At 49.0% G+C, this 25,927-nt stretch carries 24 protein-coding genes; 14 read left to right on the top strand and 10 right to left on the bottom strand.

Annotation, left to right across the window (positions count from 1 at the left end; translation table 11 throughout):
* The first annotated feature begins 12 nt into the window (after window positions 1-12).
* The 4 genes from AMJAP_RS12110 to AMJAP_RS12095 are packed head-to-tail and all read left to right on the top strand — an operon-like array spanning window position 13 to window position 3,225.
* The gene (locus tag AMJAP_RS12110) at window positions 13-1,143 is read left to right on the top strand and encodes an NAD(P)/FAD-dependent oxidoreductase (RefSeq protein WP_019620292.1); all 1,131 of its coding nucleotides are present in this window, start codon (window positions 13-15) and stop codon (window positions 1,141-1,143) included.
* The gene (locus tag AMJAP_RS12105) at window positions 1,121-1,441 is read left to right on the top strand and encodes a (2Fe-2S)-binding protein (RefSeq protein ID WP_019620293.1); all 321 of its coding nucleotides are present in this window, start codon (window positions 1,121-1,123) and stop codon (window positions 1,439-1,441) included. Before AMJAP_RS12110 ends, AMJAP_RS12105 begins: the two co-directional genes overlap by 23 nt.
* Window positions 1,438-2,847: an FAD/NAD(P)-dependent oxidoreductase gene (locus tag AMJAP_RS12100; RefSeq protein ID WP_019620294.1), complete on the top strand. Its 1,410-nt coding sequence runs from the start codon at window positions 1,438-1,440 to the stop codon at window positions 2,845-2,847. The genes AMJAP_RS12105 and AMJAP_RS12100 overlap by 4 nt, the downstream gene beginning before the upstream one ends.
* A gap of 27 nt (window positions 2,848-2,874) precedes the next feature.
* Window positions 2,875-3,225: a RidA family protein gene (locus tag AMJAP_RS12095; protein ID WP_019620295.1), complete on the top strand. Its 351-nt coding sequence runs from the start codon at window positions 2,875-2,877 to the stop codon at window positions 3,223-3,225.
* Between the two features lie 95 nt (window positions 3,226-3,320).
* On the opposite strand, the gene AMJAP_RS12090 is transcribed toward AMJAP_RS12095, so the two are convergent.
* Window positions 3,321-3,983, bottom strand: a complete 663-nt coding sequence (locus tag AMJAP_RS12090; RefSeq protein WP_019620296.1) for a hypothetical protein — start codon at window positions 3,981-3,983, stop codon at window positions 3,321-3,323.
* A gap of 9 nt (window positions 3,984-3,992) precedes the next feature.
* Window positions 3,993-4,334, bottom strand: coding sequence for a 5-carboxymethyl-2-hydroxymuconate Delta-isomerase (locus AMJAP_RS12085; protein ID WP_019620297.1), 342 nt, complete (start codon window positions 4,332-4,334; stop codon window positions 3,993-3,995).
* A 373-nt stretch (window positions 4,335-4,707) separates the two neighbouring features.
* Between AMJAP_RS12085 and murI the strand changes: the two genes are divergently transcribed.
* Window positions 4,708-5,499 (top strand): glutamate racemase, encoded by a 792-nt coding sequence (gene murI / locus AMJAP_RS12080; protein ID WP_019620298.1) that lies wholly within the window; start codon window positions 4,708-4,710, stop codon window positions 5,497-5,499.
* A 7-nt stretch (window positions 5,500-5,506) separates the two neighbouring features.
* On the opposite strand, the gene AMJAP_RS12075 is transcribed toward murI, so the two are convergent.
* The 3 genes from AMJAP_RS12075 to AMJAP_RS12065 all read right to left on the bottom strand — a co-directional run bounded on the left by AMJAP_RS12075 (window position 5,507) and on the right by AMJAP_RS12065 (window position 9,087).
* Entirely contained in the window at window positions 5,507-6,076 is a 570-nt protein-coding gene (locus AMJAP_RS12075) for a pyridoxamine 5'-phosphate oxidase family protein (RefSeq protein ID WP_019620299.1), read from the bottom strand.
* Window positions 6,077-6,205: 129 nt separating this feature from the next.
* Window positions 6,206-8,503, bottom strand: a complete 2,298-nt coding sequence (metE, locus tag AMJAP_RS12070) for a 5-methyltetrahydropteroyltriglutamate--homocysteine S-methyltransferase (protein ID WP_019620300.1) — start codon at window positions 8,501-8,503, stop codon at window positions 6,206-6,208.
* A gap of 185 nt (window positions 8,504-8,688) precedes the next feature.
* A complete protein-coding gene (locus tag AMJAP_RS12065; RefSeq protein WP_019620301.1) occupies window positions 8,689-9,087 on the bottom strand; it encodes a YbaN family protein in 399 nt (132 codons plus the stop codon).
* Window positions 9,088-9,467: 380 nt separating this feature from the next.
* Between AMJAP_RS12065 and AMJAP_RS12060 the strand changes: the two genes are divergently transcribed.
* The 4 genes from AMJAP_RS12060 to AMJAP_RS12045 all read left to right on the top strand — a co-directional run bounded on the left by AMJAP_RS12060 (window position 9,468) and on the right by AMJAP_RS12045 (window position 14,649).
* On the top strand, window positions 9,468-10,655 hold the full coding sequence (locus tag AMJAP_RS12060) for an acyl-CoA dehydrogenase (RefSeq protein ID WP_019620302.1): 1,188 nt from the start codon (window positions 9,468-9,470) through the stop codon (window positions 10,653-10,655).
* Window positions 10,655-11,860, top strand: a complete 1,206-nt coding sequence (locus AMJAP_RS12055; protein ID WP_019620303.1) for a CaiB/BaiF CoA transferase family protein — start codon at window positions 10,655-10,657, stop codon at window positions 11,858-11,860. Before AMJAP_RS12060 ends, AMJAP_RS12055 begins: the two co-directional genes overlap by 1 nt.
* A 162-nt stretch (window positions 11,861-12,022) precedes the next feature.
* A complete protein-coding gene (locus AMJAP_RS12050) occupies window positions 12,023-13,480 on the top strand; it encodes an NAD-dependent succinate-semialdehyde dehydrogenase (RefSeq protein ID WP_019620304.1) in 1,458 nt (485 codons plus the stop codon).
* Between the two features lie 623 nt (window positions 13,481-14,103).
* Entirely contained in the window at window positions 14,104-14,649 is a 546-nt protein-coding gene (locus AMJAP_RS12045; RefSeq protein ID WP_019620305.1) for a cupin domain-containing protein, read from the top strand.
* 173 nt (window positions 14,650-14,822) lie between these two features.
* Here AMJAP_RS12045 and aptA read toward each other — a convergent pair whose 3' ends face one another.
* Entirely contained in the window at window positions 14,823-16,142 is a 1,320-nt protein-coding gene (gene aptA, locus AMJAP_RS12040; protein ID WP_019620306.1) for an omega-aminotransferase AptA, read from the bottom strand.
* Window positions 16,143-16,320: 178 nt separating this feature from the next.
* Here aptA and AMJAP_RS12035 point away from each other — a divergent pair, with 178 nt between their 5' ends.
* Window positions 16,321-17,253 (top strand): LysR family transcriptional regulator, encoded by a 933-nt coding sequence (locus AMJAP_RS12035; RefSeq protein WP_019620307.1) that lies wholly within the window; start codon window positions 16,321-16,323, stop codon window positions 17,251-17,253.
* A 6-nt stretch (window positions 17,254-17,259) separates the two neighbouring features.
* Here AMJAP_RS12035 and AMJAP_RS12030 read toward each other — a convergent pair whose 3' ends face one another.
* The 3 genes from AMJAP_RS12030 to AMJAP_RS12020 all read right to left on the bottom strand — a co-directional run bounded on the left by AMJAP_RS12030 (window position 17,260) and on the right by AMJAP_RS12020 (window position 21,054).
* Window positions 17,260-18,000, bottom strand: coding sequence for an alpha/beta fold hydrolase (locus AMJAP_RS12030; protein WP_019620308.1), 741 nt, complete (start codon window positions 17,998-18,000; stop codon window positions 17,260-17,262).
* Window positions 18,001-18,185: 185 nt separating this feature from the next.
* Complete coding sequence (locus tag AMJAP_RS12025) at window positions 18,186-19,538, bottom strand: alanine/glycine:cation symporter family protein (RefSeq protein ID WP_019620309.1); 1,353 nt, start codon at window positions 19,536-19,538, stop codon at window positions 18,186-18,188.
* Between the two features lie 193 nt (window positions 19,539-19,731).
* Window positions 19,732-21,054, bottom strand: coding sequence for a D-serine ammonia-lyase (locus AMJAP_RS12020; RefSeq protein ID WP_019620310.1), 1,323 nt, complete (start codon window positions 21,052-21,054; stop codon window positions 19,732-19,734).
* Between the two features lie 162 nt (window positions 21,055-21,216).
* Here AMJAP_RS12020 and AMJAP_RS12015 point away from each other — a divergent pair, with 162 nt between their 5' ends.
* Window positions 21,217-22,092, top strand: a complete 876-nt coding sequence (locus AMJAP_RS12015; RefSeq protein ID WP_236588722.1) for a LysR substrate-binding domain-containing protein — start codon at window positions 21,217-21,219, stop codon at window positions 22,090-22,092.
* Window positions 22,093-22,146: 54 nt separating this feature from the next.
* Here AMJAP_RS12015 and AMJAP_RS12010 read toward each other — a convergent pair whose 3' ends face one another.
* On the bottom strand, window positions 22,147-22,644 hold the full coding sequence (locus AMJAP_RS12010; protein WP_019620312.1) for an Lrp/AsnC ligand binding domain-containing protein: 498 nt from the start codon (window positions 22,642-22,644) through the stop codon (window positions 22,147-22,149).
* Window positions 22,645-22,815: 171 nt separating this feature from the next.
* Here AMJAP_RS12010 and AMJAP_RS12005 point away from each other — a divergent pair, with 171 nt between their 5' ends.
* The 3 genes from AMJAP_RS12005 (at window position 22,816) to alr (ending at window position 25,841) form a co-directional block, all read left to right on the top strand.
* Entirely contained in the window at window positions 22,816-24,075 is a 1,260-nt protein-coding gene (locus AMJAP_RS12005; protein WP_019620313.1) for a D-amino acid dehydrogenase, read from the top strand.
* A gap of 227 nt (window positions 24,076-24,302) precedes the next feature.
* Window positions 24,303-24,689, top strand: coding sequence for a RidA family protein (locus AMJAP_RS12000; RefSeq protein ID WP_019620314.1), 387 nt, complete (start codon window positions 24,303-24,305; stop codon window positions 24,687-24,689).
* Window positions 24,690-24,758: 69 nt separating this feature from the next.
* Window positions 24,759-25,841: an alanine racemase gene (gene alr / locus AMJAP_RS11995; protein ID WP_019620315.1), complete on the top strand. Its 1,083-nt coding sequence runs from the start codon at window positions 24,759-24,761 to the stop codon at window positions 25,839-25,841.
* The last annotated feature ends 86 nt before the right edge of the window (window positions 25,842-25,927 follow it).

The following is a 25,927-nucleotide window of genomic DNA, read 5'->3' as shown; positions in this document are numbered from 1 at the left end:
TGGAGAAAGCATATGACGGAGAGTGTGCGGATAAACCGTGGCAGCTCTGACGTAGCTGTAATTGGCGGTGGCCTGGTAGGACTTTGTATTGCGCTGGGGATTCAAAAGCAGGGGCAGCAGGTCACAGTATACGATGAAGGTGATGTTGCATTACGGGCATCACGGGGGAATTTTGGCCTGGTCTGGGTGCAGGGCAAGGGTGATAACCTGCCTGAATATGCACGCATTACCCGTCTTTCAGCTCGGCTCTGGGATGGGCTGGCAGATGATCTGACCCAGCACACTGGCATCGATATCCAGCTGCAGCAGCGGGGAGGATTGTTTGTCTGCCTGAACGAAGCTGAGCTGCAAAAGCGTCAGGAAATGTTGCAACAGATGGCTGTTGAGCATTCCGAAGGTTATCCCTATGAGGTACTCGACCTGCAACAGTTGCGTGAAATGATTCCGGATATCGGCCCCGAGATAGCAGGCGCAACCTGGGGACCTGAAGATGGTCATGTCAATCCGCTGTATCTGATGCAGGCGCTGGTTGCACGCTTTGAGTCGCTCGGGGGCAAGCTGGTTAATGCTGGCCGGGTTGGCAATATTGTCCCGCAACAGGGGCAGTTTATCTTACAGACAGCACAGGGTGAGTTCAGTTGTAACAAAGTGGTGCTGGCGGCCGGTTTAGGTAATAAAGATCTGGGGCCGATGGTTGGAATTGAGGCACCGGTTTTTCCGAACCGGGGGCAGGTATTGATTGCAGAACGGGTGCGTCCGTTTTTGCACTATCCGACCGGACATGTGCGTCAGACCGAAGAAGGTACCGTTCAGTGCGGTGATTCAAAAGAAGATGTTGGTTTTGATACAGGTACGACAACGGAGGTTCTAGCGCAGATTGCTCATCGTGCAACTACGATGTTTCCGCTGTTGAAAGAGGTAAACCTGATCCGTTCCTGGGGCGCTTTGCGCATCATGACTCCGGATGGCAATCCAATATATCAACAGTCGGAACAATACCCTGGAGCGTATCTGGTTACCTGTCACAGTGGTGTCACGCTGGCGGCTGCACATGCCGGGCCTGTCGCTGACTGGATTGTGACTGGTAGTGCCGATTCGGCTATAGATTTGGAGAAGTTTCATGGCAGCAGATTTAAGCTTTAACCGTTTGCCCTGTAATGAAAGAGCAACGGTAGAAATCACTGTAGAAGGGCGAAAAGTTATCGCCCTGGATGGTGAAACTGTTGCCGCTGCGGTGATGCGATCAGGTCTTAGACCTACGCGGACAACCCCTGTTAGCGGTGCTGGCCGGGCGCCATACTGCATGATGGGTGTTTGTTTTGAATGCTTAATGAATATCGATGGTAAACCCAATAAACAGGCCTGTATGACAGAAGTTCGCGAAGGGATGGTGGTTACTGTTCAGCAGGGTGCCCGTGAGCTGGGTGGAGACAGTTTATGACAGATTTACCGCAATATGATCTGGTGATAATCGGTGCCGGACCGGCTGGCATGGCTTCAGCTAAAGAAGCGAGTACCGCCGGGCTTAAGACGCTGATACTGGACGAACAGCCCCGGGCGGGTGGACAGATATATAGAAATATTGGCCGTCCAATACTGCAGAACCGTTCTATTCTGGGTGAAGATTACTACGTCGGTGAATCCTTGTTAGCAGGCCTGGCTCAGGCTCCGCTGACGCATATACCGAATGCGACAGTATGGGAAGTGACCGGTGAGAACAGCCTGTGCTTTTCAGCGGAAGGTGTTAGTCATCAGGTTGGTTTTAAAAAACTGTTACTGGCGACCGGCGCACAGGAACGTCCGGTCCCTTTTCCCGGTTGGACGCTACCGGGCGTGATGACCTGTGGTGCTGCTCAGATATTATTGAAGTCATCGGGTCTGACGCCGGCAGAACCCTTGGTGATTGCCGGCAGCGGTCCGTTGTTATTGCTGATCGCTTGTCAGCTGATCAGGGCGGGTGTCAGGGTTGAAGGGATCGTTGAAACAACCCCGACGGCGAATTACGGCAGGGCATTAAAGGAGATTGGCGGGGCCATTAAAGGCTGGCGTCATCTGCTTAAAGGTGTGCGGATGCTCAATGAGATCCGCCGTAGTGGCGTGAAATACTACAAGTGTGCAACTGAATTGCGTGCTGAGCCGGGGAGTGAGGGTAATCTTGCTTCGGTTAGTTTTCGCAAGGGTAAGACTGTGCATCAACTGGAATGCCACACATTGCTGGTGCATCAGGGGGTGATTCCCAATACTCAACTGGGCCGCGCTATTGGACTGGAACACCAGTGGGATGAAGCACAGCAATGCTGGAAACCCACGCTGTTAGAAAATGGCTGCAGCAGCCACCCGGATATCTTTATTGCCGGCGACTCTGCCGGTATCGGCGGCGCTATTGTGGCAGAGATTCAGGGGCGTGTTGTTGCTAATGAGATTGTTCAACAATCAGGGCTGATGGGGCAAAAGGACTCGGAGATAGGCTCGTTACGTAAAGAGTTAGCGCATCAGTTGGCTATCCGTCCTTTTCTTGATCATCTCTACCGTCCGCTGGATATCTTTCTCCGGCCCGAGGGAGAGACTATCGTCTGTCGCTGTGAGGAAGTGAATGCCAGTGAGATTCGCGGGCTGGTGAAATATGGCTGCGTTGGGCCGAACCAGGCGAAGGCGTTCTGCCGTTCCGGTATGGGGCCATGCCAGGGCCGTCAGTGTGGATCTACCGTCACTGCTTTATTGGCAGATGAGTTAGGCAGTACTCCTTCAAAGGTTGGCTATTACAACATCCGTTTCCCGATTAAGCCGGTCACATTGGGCGAACTGGCTTCTCTTAGTCAGCCAGCTCAGGACAGGCCCATAAAGTAATTATTAATTAATTTCGAGACTAAAATCATGACGATTGAACGCCATCAGACTGCTGCTCGCATGAGCAAAGTAGTGATTCATAATAATACGGCTTATCTTTGCGGTCAGGTCGCTGAAGACCGTTCGGCAGGTATTCTGGATCAGACTCAAACAATGTTAGAGAAAGTGTCTGATCTGCTTTTTTCTGTGGGCAGCAGCCCGGAGAAAATACTTTCAGCGACTATCTACATTAAGGACATGGCGCTATTTGCTGAGATGAATTCAGTGTGGGATAGCTGGGTGCCAGAGGGCTATGCTCCGGCAAGAGCCTGTGTTGAGGCGGCGATGGCAAGTCCGGAGTTGCTGGTTGAGATTTCAGTCATCGCTGCAACAGATTAATTTATTAATGCCATTTATATTTGCTTAAGTTATGTGAATGGCTTTTTATTGCTTCAGCCCTGCTCAGGGGCTGACAGCCTTTTTATTACTCACAACTATGCTGTTTTTTCTTTTCCCAGCCATCCCGCAAGCACACAGATAACTGCGATTATTATTATTGAGCTTTCTGCCATGGCCATTGCCGATGGTGGGGGCGGAGCGATGGTCATGCCGGCGATAGTAAAGGCGAGAGTCGTCAGGCAAAGGATGCTAAGCGCGATCTTCTTTGCGCCTGATATGTTGGCTCCGGACAGAAAGAGGAACAGACCTGCAACTAGAATGAAGCTTTCAAACAGAAGTGCGATGGGCATGTTATCCCAAAGACCCAAACCTACTTTGAAGGAGGCTTCTCCCAGCAGAGGGAGTTGCGGGTTATGGACGGTGAAATCGAGTAACCAGTGAGATAAGACGGCGATCGAGATCATAAAAACGGCGCGTAAATGCAATCCTTTTCGCTCGGAATACCATAAAAACGCAACAACCCCCGCGAGTGCCGACCAGATGATAGCGGCAGAAAGACTGTGAGAGAATGGGAAAATAAAGGAAGGTTGATGGGTTTCGGTAAAGTTTTCCGGAATGGCAACCGATTCCCAGCCAAGCAGGATAAATGCCCAGAGTAGCAGATCGATCAAAAGCGAGGCTGCGATCAGTGGCCCTAAGCCCACCTTTCTATCTAACTTTCCTATCGCCAGTGCCGCTCCGATATGACCTGCGAACATTCTCTCTCCTTAAGTCAGATATTTAGCGTAGCTATCACTTTCCATCTCAACGATCTCTACCGTTATTGAAATATCGGCGAGTCCCAGGTCAGCTAACCTCTTTACAACTGTAGAAGATAATCTTTGTTTTTGCTCCAGAGATCGGCCATTCAGGATGCGGGCTGTTACATGGATAAATGCACTTTTCTCCGCGCCAGTCAGAAAGGCTTCGTAAGCGATCGCGCGGATTTTAATATCGGGTCCCTCAAATAATCCTGAAAGAGAGGCGCCTTCATAGACAGCGTTTAGCAACTCTGTTGGATTAAGCCGGGCCTCCAAAGGTTTGGCGTACTCGATAATACAGTGTGGCACTTGTCTCTCCTGAGTTTCCTAAAGAGAGCCTTCCGGTAGGGCGCTTTCTTTGGGTTTGCTAATGGGGTTTCTGTTCGGGTGATTGTAGCAATATTGAAGAACGATCAGGGTATGGAAGTGAGATAAAACGGAAGAGTTCTTTTGAGCATCGTGGGTCACGGATTTTTTTATACATTTTTCAGGGATAACTTGCTCTTTCAACGGCTGTTTAGAAACGATTTTAATCTGTATTGATCTGGGTAGGTATTATGGCGTTGCCACCTCTGTTTAACGGGTTTAAAACAGTGATATTCTTGTTGCACTATAAAAAATAGTGGAAAGCGAATAATGCTTTCCAATTGATACTTTATTTAGTGTGGATTCGGGTGTAATCGTGGAAAGACCTATCGGCATTTTTGACTCAGGTGTGGGCGGTATATCAATCGCTAAGGCTATCAGAAGCGAACTTCCTTCAGAGAATTTGATCTATGTCGCAGATCAGGCCTTTTCGCCCTATGGTTCTCAGTCGAAAGAGATCATTGAGGAGCGTGCCGAAACGGTTTCACGTTTTTTAAGTAACCAGGACTGCAAAGCGATCGTTGTTGCTTGTAACACAGCAACATTACATTCGATCGACATCTTACGCAGTAAATTTCAAATTCCAGTGATTGGTGTCGAACCCGGAATTAAACCCGCTGTTATGCAGAGCGAAGCCGGGGTCATCGGTGTACTTGCAACCGAACAAACATTAAAGAGTCCCTCTTTTCAGTTGTTGAAAGAGCGTTTTTCGGAGCAGGCCACTATTGTGGTTCAGGCGTGTCCCCGTTTTGTTGAGTTAGTCGAAGAGGGGGATCTTAACAGTCCTGAGACCTTTAAAGTGGTCGCGCGGTACGTTATGCCTTTGCTGGACAAAGGCGCTGATCAGATTGTACTGGGCTGCACCCATTATCCCTTCCTTAAGCCTGTTATCGAATATGTGCTTCAGGATCGGGCAGGTATTATTGATACGGCAACACCTGTGGCCGTCCAGGTAAAAAATAAGTTATCAGAACTGAACCTGCTAAACCCTCATGATGACTCCGGTTCTTTTAAGGCCTGGAGTAGTAACACATCAGAGAATATATCAAGCTCAGTCAGTTTATTGCTGGGCGATGAGGTGACTGTCCTGGCGATTCCACACCTTTGAGAGCGTGTTAATCTTCTGACTCGATAAGACCGGTACGTTTGACAATCTCAGTATCGAAACCATCGATGCTTTGTTGGTTTTTATTTGACCAGTATTGCTCTATACCCGCTTTTCCCTGTTTTTCAGACCACCGGTCTAACTCATTTCGGTCACCTTTGTAATCGAAGTAGGGTACTGACATTCCACAGGACGACTGGACCAGGTTGATATCCAGTATGAAGATCTGTCGGGTGGCAATGCTGGTGGGAAATAGTCGGTTGTAATCAGACCATTCGGCATCTTGACGGTGCAATACTCTGGCATTGCCGTAGGTTCTGAGGATCAGAGGTGAACCATCAAAATCGCAGAACATAATCGTCATTCGGGGATTTTGGATTACATGGGCGGCAGATTCATTACCGCTGCCGGTCAGGTTTAACCAGGCAATCGTGGTTGAGTTGATAACCCGTAGCGAATCACCGCCTTTAGGGGAGAGGTTTACATGCCCGGTGTCTGCGGCGGTACCCACAAAATAGATTTTCTGCTGGCTGATAAAGGTTATCTGCCGTTCAGTCAGTTCTGAAAATTGTTTTCCCATTAGCGATTCTTCCAGGCATGTTTATAGCTATGGCTATTATAGGCAGTAACGAGTCAGGAATGCGCGCCAGAGAAACAAAAATGGCCGGTGGTTTTACCCATCGGCCATTGGTTAGCGCTTCATAAAAACTCAGGCTGCCAGGCTTTGTTCCCGCAGAATTTTTGCGGCAGCGACCATATTGATCAGGCTGGTAGCCACTTCATCCCAACCACGGGTTTTTAATCCACAATCCGGATTGATCCAGAGGCGTTCAACAGGGATCTGGGTAGCGGCTTTATCTATCAGAGATAGAATTTGCTCCACTGTCGGTGTATTCGGGCTGTGGATATCATAGACGCCAGGGCCGATTTCGTTGGGGTAATCAAAGTTTGTAAATACTTCCAGCAATTCCATATTAGAGCGGCTGGTTTCAATCGTAATAACATCGGCATCCATATCGGCGATAGCCTGGATAATGTCATTAAATTCGGCATAGCACATATGGGTATGGATCTGAGTGTCGGGCTGGACTCCACTGGCCGATACACGAAATGCATAGACCGCCCATTGCAGATAGAAGTCCCATTCCGAACGCTTCAGAGGCAAGCCTTCACGAATCGCAGGTTCATCAATCTGAATAGCCGCTATACCAGCCTGCTCAAGATCTACTACTTCATCCCTGAGTGCCAGAGCGATCTGTAGGCAGGTTTCAGAACGGGGCTGGTCATCACGGACAAAGGCCCACTGAAGCATGGTTACCGGACCTGTGAGCATTCCCTTAACAGGTTTATTACTCAGAGATTGTGCATAGCGACTCCAGCCGACCGTCATAGCTTCTTTACGTAAGATATCACCATAGATAATGGGTGGCTTAACACAACGGGAGCCATAAGACTGAACCCAGCCAAGCTGACTGGTGGTATAACCTTCGAGTTGCTCACCGAAGTATTCAACCATGTCGTTGCGTTCCGGCTCGCCGTGAACCAGCATATCCAGCCCATAGCGTTCCTGCCGCTCAATACAGTCCCTGATCTCCGCCTGCATAATGGCGTTATAGGCGCTGCTGTCTAATTCGCCTCTGCGATACCGGGCCCGGGCTGAACGGATATCGCTGGTTTGAGGAAAAGAGCCAATAGTGGTGGTAGGGAAGGCCGGTAGTTGTAATTTATTTTGCTGCTGAATGGCTCGTTCGGCGTAGGCTAATCCCCGCTCCCCATCTTCCGGGGTCAGGGTGTGTACCCGGCTTTTTACCTCAATCCGGTGTACTCGCTGAGACTGAGTTCGCGCGGTAACATCGCGCAGGTTCGCCGCCAGCTGTTCAGCCGTATCGGCTTGTGGCGACAGATTTAGCAGAGTGCTTTTCAGCAGGGATATTTCAGATAATTTCTGATGAGCAAAGGCCAGCCAGCTATAGAGTTCTGGATCAAAGCCTGATTCCTGTGCCAGATCGACCGGTACATGCAGTAAGGAACAACTACTGGAAAGCCAGAAGTTATCCCCGAGCTGCTGTGCAACAGTGGCAAGCTTTTCTTTCAGCGAAGTGATATCGGCCTTCCATATATTACGACCATCAATTGCACCGACAGATAGTACCTGGTCAGATCTCAACTGCTCGCTGAAACGGATAAATTCATCACCGCCGCGCACTGCGTCCAGATGAAAGCCATCGACGGGCAGATAATTAGTCAGGTTGAAATTTTTATCCAGCGCACCGAAGTAGGTTGTTAGTAGAAGCTTCAGGTCGGCACCGCAGGTGCTCAGAGTCTGGTAAGCTTCGCGGTAAGCTTCCTGCCAGCGAGTATCCAGCTCCATAACCAGTGCCGGTTCATCAATTTGAACCCAGTCGATGTTCTTGCGTGCCAGTAGTTTCAGCAGGCCTTGATAGCTATCCAACAAGGCCGGTAGCAAACTCAGTCGATCAAATTCCTCGTTAGCGCATTTTGCCAGCCACAGGTAAGTGACTGGGCCAAGAATAACGGGTTTAACCTGATGGCCAAGTTGTTGAGCTTCGGCGATTTCTGCTAACAGCTTCTCCGGATTAAGAATAAAGCGTTGGTTTGGCGAAAGCTCAGGTACCAGATAATGGTAGTTCGTATCAAACCACTTAGTCATTTCGCAGGCTCGGGTTGGCTCACCAGAAGGCGCTCGCCCCCGGGCCATACGGAAATAGTTATCGAAACTATCGCAGCTACCGTCGTTGAAACGTTCAGGTGTCGAACCGAGTAATACAGAATGATCGAGTACCTGGTCATACAGCGAAAAGTCGTTAACGGTGACAAAATCCATGCCGCTTTGAGCTTGTATATTCCAGTTTTGCATTCGCAGTGTCTTTGCCGTATCAACCAGTTGGTTGCGGCTGGATTTTCCATGCCAGTAATCCTCTAATGCGAATTTCAGTTCGCGTTGAGCGCCGATACGGGGAAAGCCCGGAATATGTGTTTTCACCATTTTCTCCTGTTGATAGGTATGCGGAACAGATGATTGTTCCTAAAGAGAGGAGATTATGGTGAGAATTCATTATGAGGTAAATTGATATTAAATCAAAAATTGTTGAATTAAATTAATAGTGAGTCTTTAGGTAAGAGGGCCCTTATATGAGGTATGAGGTTTATCCTGGATAAACTTGTTGTGTCTTAGCTGGATTCGCTATCAATGACCGGACGGTCTGAAGGCCGGCTCCAGATATACCAAAGGGCAAAAATGACAGTGCCTGCTGCCAGGGCTTTCAGTCCGGGATGAAAATCGAGGAAGAGCATTGGATAACTAATCATGACTAACATCACCGTTGTGGAGAAAAGTTTAACCCTGAAAGGTATCACCCCATAGGCTTCCCAATCACGAATCAGTTGGCCAAATAAACGATGATTAAGTAGATACTGGTGCCACTTTTCGGAACTACGCGAGAAGCAGAAGGCGGCAACCAGCAGAAAAGGCGTCGTTGGCAGTAGTGGAAGCACCACGCCGATGAGGCCTAGCAGGACACAGAGGAGGCCTGCAGTAAGATAGAAAGCCCGGATCAGGGTATTGGGCACTGAGTTATCCTTCGGATCAAAATTGTTATTGTGACTGTGTCTTTACCGTCATCCTAGCAGATTAACCTTGCGAGGCAGACCTATTGTTGAAGACAGAAACAGGGGCGTAACGGTCGGGGACAGGTTTGGCTTGATTTGCCTGCAGGCTATACTTTTATTCTGATGTTGTGTGAACTCCCCCCGAAGGGGCATATACGAATACTCAAGCGGGCGTTTATTATCTGCCTAGGACGAAATTGGGCCAGTTTTAACGTTACTGGACACTTAGTTTTGTAAAAAATAATGAACAATATGCGACTCAGATCTTAGTCATCGTGGCTGAGAGATCACTACTTTTGGGTAGTCATTGCATAGAGTCTGAAAAGCAAGAGGCCTGTTACATGAGCAAATCTTCTAGTAAGCCTGCATTTAACTGGGAAGATCCTTTCTCCCTTGAAACTCAACTGACAGAAGAGGAGCGGATGGTACGTGATGCCGCTCACGAATATTGTCAGGGTCAGTTGTTGCCGCGGGTCACTGAAGCAAACCGTCACGAAGTTTTCCACACAGAGATTATGCAGGAGCTGGGTGAACTGGGTCTGCTGGGTTCTACTCTGCCAGAGCAGTACGGTGGCTCTGAAGTTAATTACGTTTGTTACGGTCTGGTTGCCCGTGAGGTTGAGCGTGTAGACAGTGGTTATCGTTCAGCAATGTCTGTGCAGTCTTCTCTGGTTATGCACCCGATTTATGCTTACGGCAGTGAAGAGCAGCGAATGAAGTACCTGCCAAAACTGGCAAGTGGCGAGTGGATCGGTTGTTTCGGTCTGACTGAGCCAGATGTTGGCTCTGATCCAAATAACATGAAAACTCGCGCGACCAAAGTTGACGGTGGTTACATCGTTAAAGGCGCGAAGATGTGGATTACCAATTCACCGGTAGCTGATGTCTTTGTTGTTTGGGCGAAACTTGACGGTGTCGTACGTGGCTTTGTTCTGGAAAAAGGAATGAAAGGCCTGAGCGCACCAAAAATTGAAGGTAAGTTCTCTCTGCGTGCTTCGGTAACCGGTGAGATCGTTATGGAAGATGTTTTTGTTCCTGACGAAAACTTGCTGCCAGGTGTTGAAGGCCTGGCGGGCCCGTTCGGTTGTTTGAACAAGGCACGTTACGGTATCGCCTGGGGCGCATTAGGTGCTGCTGAATACTGCTGGACCTCTGCTCGTCAGTACACTCTGGATCGTATCCAGTTCCAGCGTCCTCTGGCAGCTAACCAGCTGATCCAGAAGAAGCTGGCAGATATGCAGACTGAGATTTCTCTGGGTTTGCAGGGATGTCTGCAGATGGGTCGTCTAATGGATGATAATCGTTGCCCGGTTGAGCTGATCTCTCTGATGAAGCGTAACAACTGTGGTAAGTCTCTGGATATTGCCCGTGTTGCTCGTGATATGCACGGTGGTAACGGTATTTCTGATGAATTCGGTGTTATCCGTCACGTGATGAACCTGGAAGCGGTTAATACCTACGAAGGAACTCACGATATCCACGCCCTGATTCTGGGTCGTGCCATGACTGGTATCCAGGCGTTCTTCTAATGGGGGCCCTGTCTCACATCAAAGTACTGGATCTGAGTCGTATTCTGGCGGGCCCCTGGGCCGGCCAGATGCTGGCTGATTTCGGTGCTGAGGTGATTAAGGTAGAGCGCCCCGGTTGTGGTGATGATACCCGTGGCTGGGGGCCTCCCTTCGTTAAAGACGAAGAGGGCAACCCTAGCGATGCGGCGTATTTTCAGTCCGCAAACCGGGGTAAGCAATCGATCGCCATTGATATGACGACGGAGGCCGGTCAGGCGTTGATTAAACGCCTTGCGGCCGAGGTTGATGTCGTCATTGAAAACTATAAAGTCGGTGGTCTGAAAAAATACGACCTCGATTATGCCAGTCTGAAAAAGGTTAATCCGGGACTGGTCTACTGTTCAGTCACCGGATTTGGTCAGGATGGTCCCTACGCGGAACGTGCTGGCTACGACTTTATGATTCAGGCGATGGGTGGCTTGATGAGTGTGACCGGTGACCCGGATGGTCAGCCTATGAAAGTGGGTGTTGCACTGGCGGATGTGATGACCGGGCTGTATGCCTGTAATGCGATCCAGGCGGCTCTGTTACATCGTAACGAGAGCGGTGTAGGTCAGCATATTGATATGGCACTGCTGGATGTTCAGGTGGCAACCCTCGCCAATCAGGCGATGAACTTTCTGGTGGGTGGTAAGCCTCCGGCACGTCTGGGCAACGCTCATCCAAATATCGTTCCTTATGAAGCCTTTCCTACCGCTGATGGTCACATCATTCTGGCTGTGGGCAATGATGGGCAGTTTGCCAAATTCTGTGCGCTTGCTGGCGCGCCTGAATTGGCTGAAAACCCTGCGTTTGCAACCAATTCATTGCGGGTTGAAAATCGTGACGACCTGACGCCGCTGGTGGCTGAGTTGATGAAAGGGCAAAGTAGTGACTGGTGGTTAGAAAACTTATCAGAACGTGGAGTGCCCTGCGGGCCGATCAATACGATTGATAAAGTTTTTGACGATCAGCAAGTGAAGCATCGTAAGATGCGGCTTGATCTGCCGCACCCGAAGGCGGGAACTGTTCCTTCGGTGGCTAACCCTGTGAAGTTTTCAGAAACACCGATCGAATATAAGTCTGCGCCACCACTTCTGGGGCAGCATACCGATGGCGTACTGTCAGCATTAGGGTTGAGTGGTGAAGAGATTGCTCAGCTTAAAACAGACAAGGTTGTTGCCTGAAGGGGAACAACCTTTGTTATGCTGAACCGGTCCTGATAACTTATAGCCCTACTTGTAAGTTCTACTTAAAAGTTCTACTTAAAATTTCTACTAGATAGATCTACTGAATAGTTGCCGTCACTATCAACGAAAGTGGCGGCAATGCTGTTTTTGGAGTCGTACATGATTACCCTGAAAGATCCCTCCCTGTTAAAGCAACAAGCCTATGTGAATGGTCAGTGGATTGATGCACTGAACGGCGAAACAAATCCGGTATTAAATCCGGCAACAGGCGAACAAATTGCCACGGTGCCTGATCTGGGAGTGGAAGAGACTGAAGCCGCAATCGCTGCAGCTGAAGTGGCTTTCAAAAGCTGGAAGAAGAAAACGGCGAAAGAACGTTCAGTACTGCTGCGTAAGTGGTTTGAACTGATTGTTGCCAATAAAGATGACCTGGCTATTCTTATGACGGCTGAGCAGGGCAAACCTATAGCTGAGTCTGCAGGTGAGGTCGTTTATGGCGCATCATTTATCGAATGGTATGCTGAGGAAGGTAAGCGTGCCTACGGTGATGTTATCCCGTCTCATGCAGTAGATAAGCGTATTATTGTTACTAAAGAGCCTATTGGTGTGACCGCGGCAATTACGCCCTGGAACTTTCCTAATGCGATGATCACCCGCAAGTGTGCTCCGGCGCTGGCGGTGGGTTGCACGATGATTATTAAACCTGCCGAAGATACGCCGCTATCTGCTTTGGCGTTGATGGAACTGGCTGATCGCGCGGGTATTCCTGCTGGCGTTATTAGTGTGGTAACGACGAAGCGTCCTATTGAAGTGGGTAAGACGCTGACCGATAGCCCAATTGTTCGCAAACTCTCTTTTACGGGTTCTACGCCGGTAGGTAAACAGTTGATGCGTCAGTGTGCGGATACGGTCAAGAAGACGTCAATGGAGCTGGGTGGTAACGCACCATTGATCATCTTTGATGATGCGGATCTGGATAAAGCGATCCCGGCGGCAATAGCCTCTAAGTATCGTAACTCAGGTCAGACCTGTGTCTGCGCTAATCGTCTGCTGATTCAAAGTGGTATTTACGAAGAGTTTGCTCAGCGTTATGCGGCTGAAGTGGCTAAGTTGGAAGTCGGTAATTGCTCGGAAGGCGAGTTCCAGCAAGGGCCGTTAATCAACCGGGCTGCGCTGGATAAGGTCGCTATGATGGTTGACGATGCGGTTGCCAAAGGTGCCCGTGTTATTGCTGGTGGTAAGCCTCACGAGCTGGGTGGAAACTTCTTTGAGCCAACTATCGTTGCTGATATTACCAATGATATGCGTCTGGCGCGGGAAGAAATTTTCGGGCCTGTTGCGCCGCTGTTCCGCTTTGAAACTGAAGAGGAAGCGGTTCAGATTGCCAACGATACTGAATTTGGCCTGGCAGCGTACTTCTTTACCCGTGATTATGCGCGTGTATTCCGTGTTTCTGAAGCGCTTGAATACGGCATGGTAGCAGTGAATGACGGTATCCTGTCGACTGAAGTAGCGCCTTTCGGTGGTGTGAAAGAATCCGGTACCGGGCGTGAAGGGTCGAAGTACGGTATGGACGACTATCTTGAGATTAAATATACGTTGGTGGGTGGCTTATAAAATAGCGCCGCTAATTGAGTCTAAAAACGCATCTATATAGATGCGTTTTTTTTGTTCGTAGCTTAAGAGCCGTCGTTCGTGGCTCGAACGTATAAGGGCCGTTCTTCGTTGCTCGGAAGAGCTTGCTTGATCTAGGTAGGAGCTGCTTCCAGCCGCGAGCAGTATCAGGCGAGCTTTATTCGCGTCTGGAAATCGCTCTATTAAGTGCAGGGCTATAGGTGCTGTACTCTCTCGGCTATTCATTTAGTCAGCTGCAGGTTGATGGTCCTATCGGCGTGAGGGCACGCCTCTCTACAGGGTAAGTGTCGAGACCTGCGGCGAGATACTGCCAAAACAATTAACCACAGAGAGTACCGAGTAACCCACTTAGAAAAGCTCTTCTCTGTGTTCTTCGTGCTCTGTGGTTAAAACGCTCTTACTAGATTATCGCTCCTATAAGGGGCTCCAATAAAAACGATTGTGTTGATTGTGTTGATTGTGCAGGGGCTGATAATTCTGAGCAACGAGCCTCTCTTTCCCTTCCTTTGTTCTTTCTATAAAATATTTTGCACACTCTGTGCTGTATTGATGCATATGAAAATCATAATAACTGAACAACAGGCGACGGTAATACTGTGGAGAATATGGACGTTGGTGAGCGGTTAAAATTGATTCGCAAGATGAAAGGGCTGTCGCAACGGGAGCTGGCTAAGCGTGTTGGGGTGACCAATAGTACGATCTCTATGATTGAGAAAAATGGTGTAAGCCCTTCGGTTAGCTCGCTGAAAAAAGTGTTATCAGGCATTCCCATCTCTATTGGTGATTTTTTCACAATGGATATTGATGAAGGTGCTGAGCCTGAGAGTGTGGTCTACAGGCATGAAGAGATGCCGGATATTGGTTCAAATAACCTCAGTCTTAAGTTGATTGGCGCTCGCACTAAAGGGCGTTCGATGGATCTGCTGAAAGAACGTTATGAGCCAGGCGCTGAAACCGGATCGGAGATGTTACAGCATCCGGGTGAAGAGGGCGGGGTTGTGGTATGTGGTGAGATTGAGCTGACTGTTGGCTTTCAGGTTTATCACCTGAAGGCAGGAGATGGGTATTATTTCAACAGCAACCGGCCCCATCGCTTTCGTAATATATCCGATGAAGTGTGCGAAATAATCAGCGCGAACCCCTCAATTTAGCGAATGTGCTTGTCAGATCGATACCGGGTTCTTGTATGGGCTGGCAAGACGGAAGTGCTATTTCGTTTCTACGGGCATAAAAAAACGGACCTTAAAATATGTTTAAAGGTCCGTATAAAAAGGCCGGGGCCGCTGGGGGCGGGCACCCGGTTTCTGCAGGCAATAAAAGCGGTTTAGCCGAACATATCTTCAGCGGTTTCGCGCAGTACGTTCACCAGGCGATCAATGTGATTCGCTTCGATGGTGAGCGGTGGCGAGAAGGCAACGATGTTGCCCATCGTACGCACCATAACACCACGCTTGTAACAGCCTTTCTGGAAGTCCAGACCGATTGGGCCGTTAGCGGCGACTGATGGATCAAACTGAATCGCGCCGACCAGACCGTAGTTACGGACGTCGATTACTTTAGGCGCGTCTTTTAAGTTGTGAAGCTCTTTCTCGAAGTGAGTGCCGATGTCGCCAGCTGCGCGGGTTAACAGGCCTTCCCGCTCGTAAATATCCAGAGTTGCCAGACCTGCAGCGCAGGCAACAGGGTGAGCTGAATAGGTGTAACCGTGGTAGAACTCGATACCGCCAACAGCCACGTTGTTTACAATCTGGTCATGGATTTCGTCTTTAACGAAGACCGCACCCAGTGGAATTACACCGTTAGTGATACCTTTAGCAGAGGTGATCATATCGGGAACTACGTCAAACTCTTCTGAAGCAAAGGCAGCACCCAGACGACCCCAGCCAGTAATAACTTCATCAAAAATTAGCAGAATATCGTGCTGATCACAGATCTCACGCATCCGCTTCAGGTAACCCTGGGGTGGCATGATGACACCGCCAGCGCCACTCATTGGCTCAATGATAACGGCAGCAATGGTGTCTGCGCCGTGGAAGTGAATCAGTTGCTCTAAGGCTTCAGCTTTATCAATTCCCTGTTCAGGCAGACCTTTGCTGAAGGCATTGTTAGCGATATCCAGGGTATGGGGCAGGTGATCAACCGGCAACAGCGGGCCAAAGCCGACCCGGTTTGGTGTCAGGCCACCAACAGAGATGCCGCCGAAGTTAACGCCATGGTAGGCCAGTTCCCGGCCCAGGAATTTTGTTTTGCCCGCTTTACCACGTGACTTCTGGTATTGCAGAGCGATTTTCAGAGCTGACTCGACAGCTTCGGAGCCGGAGTTAGTGAAAAATACTTTATTCAGCTGTGCCGGCGTGTGTTTGATCAACCGGTTGGCAAATTCAAAGCCGATATCATGACCAAAGTTAAAAGGTGATGCGTAATCCAGCTCGAGTAACTGCTTGCTAACAGCATCTGCAATTTCGCTGCGTCCGTGACCAGCATTGACACACCAAAGGCCTGCTGTGGCGTCTAGAATTTCCTGGCCTTCATTGGTGTAGTACATAACACCTTCGGCGCGCTCGATGATACGTGGATCGCTTTTAAAGTCCCGGTTAGCCGTAAATGGCATCCAAAACGCATCCATATTGGTGTTTGTGCTCATAAGAAAACCTTGTTTAAGTTGTTAGTAATGGCCAGCTGTGCAGTCAGGTCAGCAAAGAACTTTTACTTTTAAGTAAGTGGCCTTATAGCGTCATATTAGCGTCAGTGTTAAAGTCTTATAAATAACAAACATTGAATGCTTACTTTGATGTTTATAAAACTATTGGCAAGGTTGTGAGATGGTCAGTAAATCGCTGCAAAGTATGGGTAAGGTGGGTGACTATGAGATTCGTCTGCTGCGGGTATTTAAAACGGTTGTCGAATGCGGAGGGTTCTCGGCGGCAGAGGTTGAGCTTAATATTAGTCGCTCAACAATTTCAGTGCATATGTCTAACCTGGAGGCGCGGCTGAAGCTTAAGCTCTGTCAGCGGGGACGGTCTGGATTTTCCCTGACCGAGGAGGGGCTGACCATCTACAATGCCACCCGACAGTTGTTTTCCCGGCTGGCTGAGTTTCGTTCTACCGTGAATGCGCTGCATCAGCAAATGACCGGTGAGGTGCGGATTCTGACGTCGGATACCATTAGTCTGGATGAGCGCTGTGGACTGGATGAAGTGCTGGCTGAATTCGCGGCCCTGGCTCCCGATGTCTACATTAGTTTTGATACGGCGCCTTTGGGTGAGATTGAGAGGCGGGTAATTAATGGCGATGCAGATGTAGGCTTTATCCCTCATCATCGGGATATTGAAGGGCTGGACTTCCTGCAAATGTATAAAGACAAGTCGTTGCTGTACTGCGGCGATAGGCATCCGCTTTTTCATGAGCAGGATGAACAGCTTATCAATGAGGCTCTGAAGCAATGCAAGCTGGTTCATGCAGGGGTACAGACAAGTTCTGAATCCAGTACACAGCTGGCGGAAATGAATAAGGCAGCGGAAGCATATTATTATGAAACCCGGGCGACGATGATTTTATCGGGGGTATATGTTGGTTTTATGGCGGAAAAATTTGCTCAGCAATGGGTCGATAGAGGACGGATGCGGGCGTTACTCCCCGAGTCACGATTTTATAATTTGCAGGTAGCGGCTATCAGTCGTCGCTCAGGCCCTCTGAATAAACCCCGGGATCTGTTTATGGAGCTACTGACTCAGCATATTGAAGCGCTTGAATAAGTTGGTTTACTCCTTTAACCACTGACTTATCTGTTGAATCAGCCAATCAGGCTGGTCATGGGGTAGGTCGTGGGCGGCCTCTGCATGTTGAATATGCGGCATGTGCCAGGCGTCTGCCAGTTGTTCAGAGCAGCGAGGATTAACGAGTTGGTCTTTTGCGCCACTGACTAGCAGCAGTGGTTTTCGTGGCGGATAAGGCTGCCCACTACAGTTAATGGCTAACTGTAACTGGCGCCGGAAGTTGTCAAAACTAACCGGGTATTCCAGTTGGTACATTTGCCAGAAAGAGAGCGTTTCTTCCCGGTGGTGTATTTCAGAACAGGTCAGATCGAAGATGGTCTTCTCGCGTTGATAGCCGCTGCTCAGCATTGCTTTGATTAGTTTTGGCATGGCGCCGGGCTGCAAGCGTAAGTGTGGGCTGTTCCAGGGCGCGAGACTGCTGTTGATCATCACAATGCCCTGAAGGTCATCGGGATACTCTTGCATCCAGTGGTAAGCAATAATCCCCCCCAGCGATAACCCCAGCAGGTAGACCGGTTGCTCAGGGCGATGACGTCGGTGTAGCTCGTTAATGAGTTCAGAAATTGAAGTTGGTGTCGGGCGCTTGTAAAGCTTGCCGTTACCTGGGAGGTCAATGCAGCTGACGCGAGTATTCGGAAGTTGCTTTTGCATTTTGGTTGCAAACGGCCCCCAGTGGCGGCTTTCCCGGCACAGTCCCCTCACTAATATCCAGTGCTGTTCAGTCATCCACACTCCCTCTGTAAGGTCTTGCGTTAAGTGTAGTCTGAATTTATAGAGAGTTTGAAAAAGGATGTTATTTCAAAATGGAAAGGTTGTTAAAGCGCTGGGGATTGTTACATGTAGGGTGTTAGCGGTTTTAGAGGTAATAATAAAAAAGGAGGCCGAAGCCTCCTTATTCATAACCGGTGTAATTACTTGTCGTTAGCAAAGTATTCCCGGGTTAGTTTGAATACCACTGGGCTGAGCAGAGCCAGTGCGATAAGGTTTGGAATCGCCATCATCGCATTCAGCGTGTCTGCCAGTAGCCAGATGAAATCAAGGCTTAATCCGGCGCCAACAGGTACGGCAATGATCCACAGTATGCGGTAGGGTGTGATCGCTTTGAGTCCAAACAGAAATTCAACACAGCGCTCGCCGTAGAACGACCAGCCGATAATGGTGGTGAAGGCGAAGACAGCCAGTGCAATGGCAACCAGATAGTTACCAACACCCGGCAGAGAGTGTGAGAAGGCTGCTGATGTTAGTGCTGCGCCGGAAACCCCCGAAGTCCACTCGCCTGAAGTGATGATGACCAGACCGGTAATGGAACAGATGATCAGGGTATCGATAAAGGTGCCGAGCATTGCCACCATACCCTGACGTACCGGGCTGTTGGTCTGTGCTGCAGCGTGGGCGATAGGGGCAGAGCCCAGACCCGCTTCATTGGAGAAAATACCCCGGGCAACACCAAAGCGAATGGCCATCCATACTGCTGCACCGGCAAAGCCACCTTCTGCAGCAGTTTCAGTGAATGCATAGCTGAAGATCATGTCCAGTGCTGCAGGAATTGCATCAGCATTTATGGCCAGTACAACCAGACCGGCAACCAGGTAAGCAATCGCCATTAACGGCACCAGAGCACCGGCAACGCTACCGATACGCTTGATGCCGCCAATCAGAACGGCGCCTACGAGTACCATCAGGATGACACCGGTGATCCATACATTCAGGCCGAAATTGGATTGTATAACGTCGGCTACGGAGTTTGACTGTACTGTGTTACCAATACCGAAAGCTGCAATCGCGCCAAAACCAGCAAAGGCTGTTCCCAGCCAGGTCCATTTAGCGCCCAGACCATTCTTGATGTAGTACATCGGGCCGCCGACATGATTGCCTGCTTCATCAACTTCACGGTATTTAACAGCCAGAACCGCTTCTGCGTATTTGGTTGCCATGCCGACCAGTGCGGTGCACCACATCCAGAAAAGCGCACCGGGTCCGCCAAGAAAGACGGCGGTTGCCACACCGGCTATATTACCGGTACCTACCGTTGCAGAAAGGGCAGTCATCAGTGCCTGGTAAGGTGGAATTTCACCCTCTTTAAGCGCTTCGCCATCTGCGGAGCGGCCGCTCCACAAAAGTTTAAAACCGGTTCCCAGCTTGAGAATAGGCATCAGTTTCAGACCCAACATCAGAAACAAACCAACTCCCAGGATTAATACCAGCATCATCGGTCCCCAGACGATGCTGTTAATCGCGCCGATTACAGACGTGATAGCTTCCATATGAACTCCTTAATTATTGTATTTTTCCTTCCGGCGGGCTTGTGGCCTGATAATCCGGTAAGGAACATCTCCACTCACGTGGACGTTTGAAGCAGGCGTGTGTGTTGCCTACATCTAAACGCATTAACCTGATTCTCTCGTCAGGTTAATGCATCACTCCGACCAGACATATGTACGGCCGAAAGGGATAGGGTTACTGCACAGAGGTTTGAGCTCCGCGCTGTTGGAATATTTTCATCTCACTATCGGGTACAAACAGGCCGCCAGTCGTCCAGACCAGATGAGTTGCGTTGTGCATAAGAGGTTCCAGCTGTTGCTGTTGTATATATGCCTTTCCCTGCGAGCTTTCGGTGAGCCACTCAGGCCCTGAAAAGCCTGCTGCTGCTGAAGGTTCGATCTCGATATTTTCTGTTTCGTAGAGTTGGTACAGTTGTCTGAACAGTGCTGTATCAGTCTGGGTGAAGACACCGCTGAGAATATTGTCAATGACTGAACAGACCCACCCGGATGCCATACTGACAGCCAGACCATCGGCTTCAGTGGCGACCTTGAGTCCTGCCTGATAGACCGAATCCGGTTGAGTTTTATCCTCGGATAACATACCGACCAAAACGCAGGGTGCTTCGACAGGTTCGGCAAAAAAGCAGTGCACATGTGGGCCGAAAACCTGTTTTAGTCCGTAGTTGATACCGCCGGGGGCACCACCCACACCACAAGGTATATAGACAAACAATGGGTGTTCAGCATCGACCTGGATCTGTTGTTCAATAAGCTGTTTTTGTAAGCGTAGTGCTGCAACAGCATAGCCAAGAAACAGTCGTGGTGAGTTTTCATCATCGACGAAGTAGCTGTTTGGGTCCGCTTCTGAAGCTGCTCGGCCAGCCGTAACCGCTGCACTGTAATCATCGCTGTGTTCGACAACAGTTACTCCGCGCTTACGCAGACGTTCCTTTTTCCACTCCTTCGCTTCCATCGACATATGGACGACGACGTTAAAGCCAAGAGCGGCACTGATAACACCGATACTCAGTCCCAGGTTACCGGTACTACTGACGGCTATCTCGTGATTGCTAAATAACGCTTTTGCTGAAGAGCTGGCAAGTATTCGATAGTCATCATCTATAGCGCTTATGAGGTTGTGTTCCAGGGCGAGCTGCTCTGCATGGCAGAGCACTTCATGAATACCACCCCGGGCTTTGACAGATCCGGCAACAGGCAGAGCATGATCACCTTTGATCATCAATTTACCTTGCAGTTGAGGGTAGTGCTGTTGCTGCAGTTTTGTCGCTGAGATGAGCTGTGATTCGATAAGTCCTTCACTGGACGATAGTTCTGGAAACAGTTGTTTGAGAAGTGGGGCAAAACGCCGCAGACGCTGATCCGCTTGCTCTATCGCCATAAGGCTGAGATTGTTGTGGCAGAGGTTTGCATCGGCCTGATAATTTGGATTTAACCATAATAATGGCTCACCCTGGGCGATAGCTTCTTTTGTGGCTTTATCAACGCTGTGCGGCATAAATGTGTTCTGCGATTGTAGTGTTTTTTTTATGGTGCAGTGGGAAATATTCTGTTTGTTTTAAGCGGGCTAAACAAACCATCATTTCTATAGTATGGTTTAGTTTGACTAAATCATAAAACGAGCTTTTTTATGCACCTTAATAGCCAGATTCTAGCGGCGATGAAAACTTTTGAGGCTGCCGCCCGGTTGCATAGTTTTAGTCAGGCCGCCAGTGAGCTCTCAATTACTCCGGGTGCTGTGAGTCAGCAAATTAAAAATCTGGAGCAGCAGTTAGGTGTGACGCTGTTTACCCGTAAAACACGTCAGGTTGAATTGACCCCTCAGGGGGGGCAGTTCTATGAGACGGTCCGGCCGGCGCTGCTGAGCCTGAATAGTTGTATTGGGCGAATAAAACGATTTGATCTTGAAGGGAATGTCAGGCTTCGTTCAATACCGTCATTTGTCTTTAAGTGGCTTATACCAAGGCTCGGCGGTTTTCAGAAACGATTCCCGGATATACGCATCGAAACTTTCGCTGACGGTAGTTTGCTTGACCTTAAAAGCCGTGATTTTGATATAGCGATAGATTATGGCGTGGGTGATTATCCTGGTCTGAGCCATACGCTCATGATGGATGAGTATCTTTTTCCTGTCGTGAGCCCGGAGTATTTTAGTGATATCGATTGGACGGATTCAGGAGCACTGAACCGTGTACCATTATTACATGATACGACCCCCTGGGTGGATGCCGACCCGGACTCTGAATGGCGTTACTGGCTGGATGTGAGTGACATGCAAACGGTTGATACCAGCCGGGGTCACTATTTTAATCGAGGTGATATGGCAATCAAGGCTGCCGTATCCGGGCTTGGCGCCGCGATTGCGCGTGAGTCGCTTATCACTGAAGAAATTATCAGGGGGCGGCTAATCGCGCCTTATGAAAAGCAAAAGTGTCGCTGTAGTTACTATATTATTTATCCTGAGGGCGCGTTGAATAATCCTCGCATAAAGGCGGTTCATGACTGGCTAATAGAGATTGGCCGCCAGCCTGGCTGAGGTTGAACCGCATCTGCTAGTGAGGAGCTTTGTCTGGTATCGGTTCTATAGCAGTTAGCTTCTCGGCTGATTCGGGTTAATCGGCAGGCTGAGAGACTCTTTAACCTCTTCCATCACTATATAGCTCTTGGAGTTTTTAACTCCAGGCAATGTTAATAGCATCTCACCTAATAGTGCCCGATATTCTGACATGTCTGCAATTCTTGCTTTGATGAGGAAGTCGGCATCACCTGAAACCAAGTGGCATTCCAGTACATAGGGTAATGAAGCTACAGCCAGATTGAATTTCTGGAAAGCGTCGGGTGACTGGTAAGAGAGGGAAATCTCGACAAATACCAGCATGCCATAGCCCATCGCTTGCGGGTCAATACGTGCATAGTAGCCCTGGATAAGGCCATCTTTCTCAAGGCGTTTCACTCGCTCCATACAAGGGGTTGTGCTTAGTCCAACGATATCGGCCAGTTCTACATAGCTGATGCGACCATTTTCCTGGAGCGTCTTCAGGATATTCAGGTCGATCTTATCAAGTTTGCGTTTATGTTTAGTATTCATAGAGTTACTTCGCCCGTTAGACCAAATGGAGGTAAAAGTTATTATTGCTATTGTTATGCAGGGTAATTTTTTTGAAATAAGTTTAAATACAAAATAATAATCTGTCAAAGATGCAATAGACTAGCTGAATAATTTGTTGGTCATAACTATAAAAATTGATAGGTATTTGTCATGCATATTTTGATTTTGGGTAGCGGTGTTATCGGCGTAACCAGCGCCTGGTATCTGGCTAAGCAGGGCCACCAGGTGACTGTTGTCGATCGGCAGAGTTCGCCGGCAATGGAGACCAGTTTTGCTAATGCCGGTCAAATCTCACCGGGTTATTCTGCTCCCTGGGCAGCCCCTGGTGTACCGCTGAAAGCGGTGAAGTGGATGATGCAGGACCTGGCACCACTGATGGTTAATCCCAAGATTAATGCAAATACGCTTAAGTGGATGACGAAGATGCTGACCAACTGTAATCAGTCTTCATACCATACTAACAAAGCGCGCATGATGCGTCTGGCTGAGTATAGCCGTGATTGTTTCAAAGATCTCCGTTCTCAGTTAGATATTGATTATGACTCGCGTACCAATGGCACTCTGCAGGTTTTTCGTACGCAGAAGCAGGTTGATGCGGCAGCTAAAGATATCTCGGTGCTGGAAGAGTGCGGTGTTGATTATGAAGTTTTAGATCAAGCGGGCTGTGTTGAGCGTGAACCTGCTCTGGGGCATGTCAGAGATAAAATTGTCGGAGGTTTACGCCTGCCAGGTGATGAAACGGGTGATTGCTTTAAGTTTACTAATGCTCTGGCAGAAGAGTGTAAGAAACTAGGGGTCGAGTTTAAGTTTGATACTGATATTGAAGGGTTGATCAGCGACGACACCCAAATAGTTGGGGTGAAAACAAAGCAGGGTACTTTGACAGCTGATCGTTATCTGATGTGCCTCGGTAGTTATTCCACTTTGCTATTGGCAAATGTGGGGGTTGTTATCCCTGTATATCCTATTAAAGGTTATTCCCTGACGCTGCCTATCATTGATGAGAGCAAAGCACCGGTGTCTACGATTATGGATGAAACCTATAAGGTGGCGGTCACCCGTTTTGAAGACCGTATCCGGGTGGGTGGTACTGCTGAGATAACATCATACGATACATCCTTAATGGAAAAGCGTCGTAAGAATGTTGAGTTTACGGTTTCGGATCTGTTTCCGGGGGGTGGTGATATCGAACAAGCTGAGTTCTGGACCGGATTACGTCCAATGACGCCCGATGGTACGCCGGTTCTGGGTGGCTCTCGCTATGCAAATTTATATATGAATACCGGTCACGGTACGTTGGGTTGGACGATGTCTCTGGGCTCCGGCAAGTTTGTTGCGGATGTGATCAGCGGCAATACTACCGATATCGACCCAGAAGGGCTTTCCGTTACCCGTTACGGCCATAAGTAAATCGTAACGGTTTTTGATGAGCCCGGGGAGGAGGACCGGCCCGCCTGAAATAGGTCGGTCCGGACCCTGTGCTCATTTTTTTTTACAGGATATAATCTGCAGCGATTTATCGCTGGTGAAAGGTGATCTGGCGATTAACCACTCAGGTAGCTTAAGCATCTTACTTAAGCGATTCGCGAAGCCCGCTTTTTATACACATATTAGAATTTTATATTGGGGATTTAAGCATGCCAACTAAGACAATTATCGCAACTGAAAACGCACCATCTGCAATCGGCACCTATTCACAAGCTGTGAAAGTAGATAACACAGTTTATATGTCGGGTCAGATTCCTTTGGTACCGGCAACGATGGAGATGGTGACCGAGTCTTTTGAGGCTCAGGCCGTTCAGGTTTTCGAAAATATGAAAGCGGTTGCTGAGGCGGCAGGTGGTTCAATGAACGACCTGGTTAAGGTGACTATTCTGCTAACTGATCTGGCTAACTTTGGCACGGTTAATGACGTGATGTCGCGCTATTTTGATCAGCCTTATCCTGCCCGTGCTGCATACGCAGTAAAGGCATTGCCAAAGGATGCTGATATTGAAGTCGAAGCGGTAATGGTTGTTAGCTAAAACAACTGAGTGCTGTCTGAAGGCAGTATTAAAAGTAAGATCAGGATAGCGTTTGAAGGATAGAATCAAATGAGTCGTGCAGCAAAAATAACGGTTGATCTGGATGCCATTCGTCATAATTATCGATTGGCTCGTTCCCTTAATCCAGAAGGGAATGCGGCGGCGATCATCAAGGCTGATGGCTATGGCCATGGCGCGGTTGTGATCGCTAAAGCATTAGAGTCTGAAGCAGATGCTTTTGGTGTTGCTTGTATCGAAGAAGGGGTTGAACTAATAGAAGCGGGAATTAAAAAGCCTGTTTTGCTGCTGGAAGGCTTTTTTGAGGCGAATGAGCTTGAGTACATTAGCGATAATGACATGTGGTGTGCTGTTCACAGTCTGCCCCAGATAGAACAGATCGCTACCGCTACCCTGAGTAAGCCTATAACTGTTTGGTTGAAAATGAACTCCGGGATGAATCGTCTCGGGATTCATCCCGATGACTATCAGGCAGCCTATGAGCGTCTGAAACAACTGGATAATGTTGCTAACGTGGTGTTAATGACACACTTTGCCTGTGCGGATGAACTTGAAAAAAGTGAAACAGAAGCGCAATTGGCCACCTTTAACCGGGCGGCTGAAGGTATAGATGCGCCAGCTAGTATGGCAAATTCTGCGGGCGTTCTGGCCTGGTCTGATTCTCGTCGTGACTGGATGCGTCCAGGCATTATGCTCTATGGCGCTACGCCGTTTCCTGAATCACAGGAGAATGCGGATCAACTGATATCAGCTATGACGCTTACCTCCGAAATTATTGCGGTACGCAATGTTCAGCCGGGTGAGTCTGTTGGCTATGGGAGTCATTTCTGTGCCGATAAGCTGACCCGTGTTGCCACGGTAGCTTTAGGCTATGCGGATGGGTACCCACGTCATGCGGTTACCGGTACTCCGGTATGGGTGAACGGCCAACGTTCGCGGATTATCGGCAGAGTATCGATGGATATGCTGACGATTGATCTGACCGAACTGCCGGATGCAGATGTTGGTACTGAGGTGGAGTTTTGGGGTAAGAACTTGCCTGCGGCAGAAGTGGCACCTTACTGTGGAACCATTCCCTATACTCTGTTTACCGGTATTACCCGTCGGGTACATAAGCGTTATATCAATCAGTGAGCATCGGCTGATTCGGCCTTTTGCTGGTCACTAACTAAGTCAGGTTGTGATGTTGTTACATTGAGGTCTGGTGAGTAAGCGTTATA

Origin of the sequence: Amphritea japonica ATCC BAA-1530, assembly GCF_016592435.1 — a bacterium.
Lineage (GTDB): Bacteria > Pseudomonadota > Gammaproteobacteria > Pseudomonadales > Balneatricaceae > Amphritea > Amphritea japonica.
This window is presented reverse-complemented; position numbering and strand designations above follow the sequence as displayed.

Excerpts from the sequence above, each read along its gene's own strand:
- AMJAP_RS12110 (WP_019620292.1), top strand. The coding sequence starts at position 13 with ATGACGGAGAGTGTGCGGATAAACCGTGGCAGCTCTGACGTAGCTGTA.
- AMJAP_RS12105 (WP_019620293.1), top strand. The coding sequence starts at position 1,121 with ATGGCAGCAGATTTAAGCTTTAACCGTTTGCCCTGTAATGAAAGAGCA.
- AMJAP_RS12100 (WP_019620294.1), top strand. The coding sequence starts at position 1,438 with ATGACAGATTTACCGCAATATGATCTGGTGATAATCGGTGCCGGACCG.
- AMJAP_RS12095 (WP_019620295.1), top strand. The coding sequence starts at position 2,875 with ATGACGATTGAACGCCATCAGACTGCTGCTCGCATGAGCAAAGTAGTG.
- AMJAP_RS12090 (WP_019620296.1), bottom strand. The coding sequence starts at position 3,983 with ATGTTCGCAGGTCATATCGGAGCGGCACTGGCGATAGGAAAGTTAGAT.
- AMJAP_RS12075 (WP_019620299.1), bottom strand. The coding sequence starts at position 6,076 with ATGGGAAAACAATTTTCAGAACTGACTGAACGGCAGATAACCTTTATC.
- metE (WP_019620300.1), bottom strand. The coding sequence starts at position 8,503 with ATGGTGAAAACACATATTCCGGGCTTTCCCCGTATCGGCGCTCAACGC.
- AMJAP_RS12060 (WP_019620302.1), top strand. The coding sequence starts at position 9,468 with ATGAGCAAATCTTCTAGTAAGCCTGCATTTAACTGGGAAGATCCTTTC.
- AMJAP_RS12055 (WP_019620303.1), top strand. The coding sequence starts at position 10,655 with ATGGGGGCCCTGTCTCACATCAAAGTACTGGATCTGAGTCGTATTCTG.
- AMJAP_RS12050 (WP_019620304.1), top strand. The coding sequence starts at position 12,023 with ATGATTACCCTGAAAGATCCCTCCCTGTTAAAGCAACAAGCCTATGTG.
- AMJAP_RS12045 (WP_019620305.1), top strand. The coding sequence starts at position 14,104 with ATGGACGTTGGTGAGCGGTTAAAATTGATTCGCAAGATGAAAGGGCTG.
- aptA (WP_019620306.1), bottom strand. The coding sequence starts at position 16,142 with ATGAGCACAAACACCAATATGGATGCGTTTTGGATGCCATTTACGGCT.
- AMJAP_RS12035 (WP_019620307.1), top strand. The coding sequence starts at position 16,321 with ATGGTCAGTAAATCGCTGCAAAGTATGGGTAAGGTGGGTGACTATGAG.
- AMJAP_RS12030 (WP_019620308.1), bottom strand. The coding sequence starts at position 18,000 with ATGACTGAACAGCACTGGATATTAGTGAGGGGACTGTGCCGGGAAAGC.
- AMJAP_RS12025 (WP_019620309.1), bottom strand. The coding sequence starts at position 19,538 with ATGGAAGCTATCACGTCTGTAATCGGCGCGATTAACAGCATCGTCTGG.
- AMJAP_RS12020 (WP_019620310.1), bottom strand. The coding sequence starts at position 21,054 with ATGCCGCACAGCGTTGATAAAGCCACAAAAGAAGCTATCGCCCAGGGT.
- AMJAP_RS12015 (WP_236588722.1), top strand. The coding sequence starts at position 21,217 with ATGAAAACTTTTGAGGCTGCCGCCCGGTTGCATAGTTTTAGTCAGGCC.
- AMJAP_RS12010 (WP_019620312.1), bottom strand. The coding sequence starts at position 22,644 with ATGAATACTAAACATAAACGCAAACTTGATAAGATCGACCTGAATATC.
- AMJAP_RS12005 (WP_019620313.1), top strand. The coding sequence starts at position 22,816 with ATGCATATTTTGATTTTGGGTAGCGGTGTTATCGGCGTAACCAGCGCC.
- AMJAP_RS12000 (WP_019620314.1), top strand. The coding sequence starts at position 24,303 with ATGCCAACTAAGACAATTATCGCAACTGAAAACGCACCATCTGCAATC.
- alr (WP_019620315.1), top strand. The coding sequence starts at position 24,759 with ATGAGTCGTGCAGCAAAAATAACGGTTGATCTGGATGCCATTCGTCAT.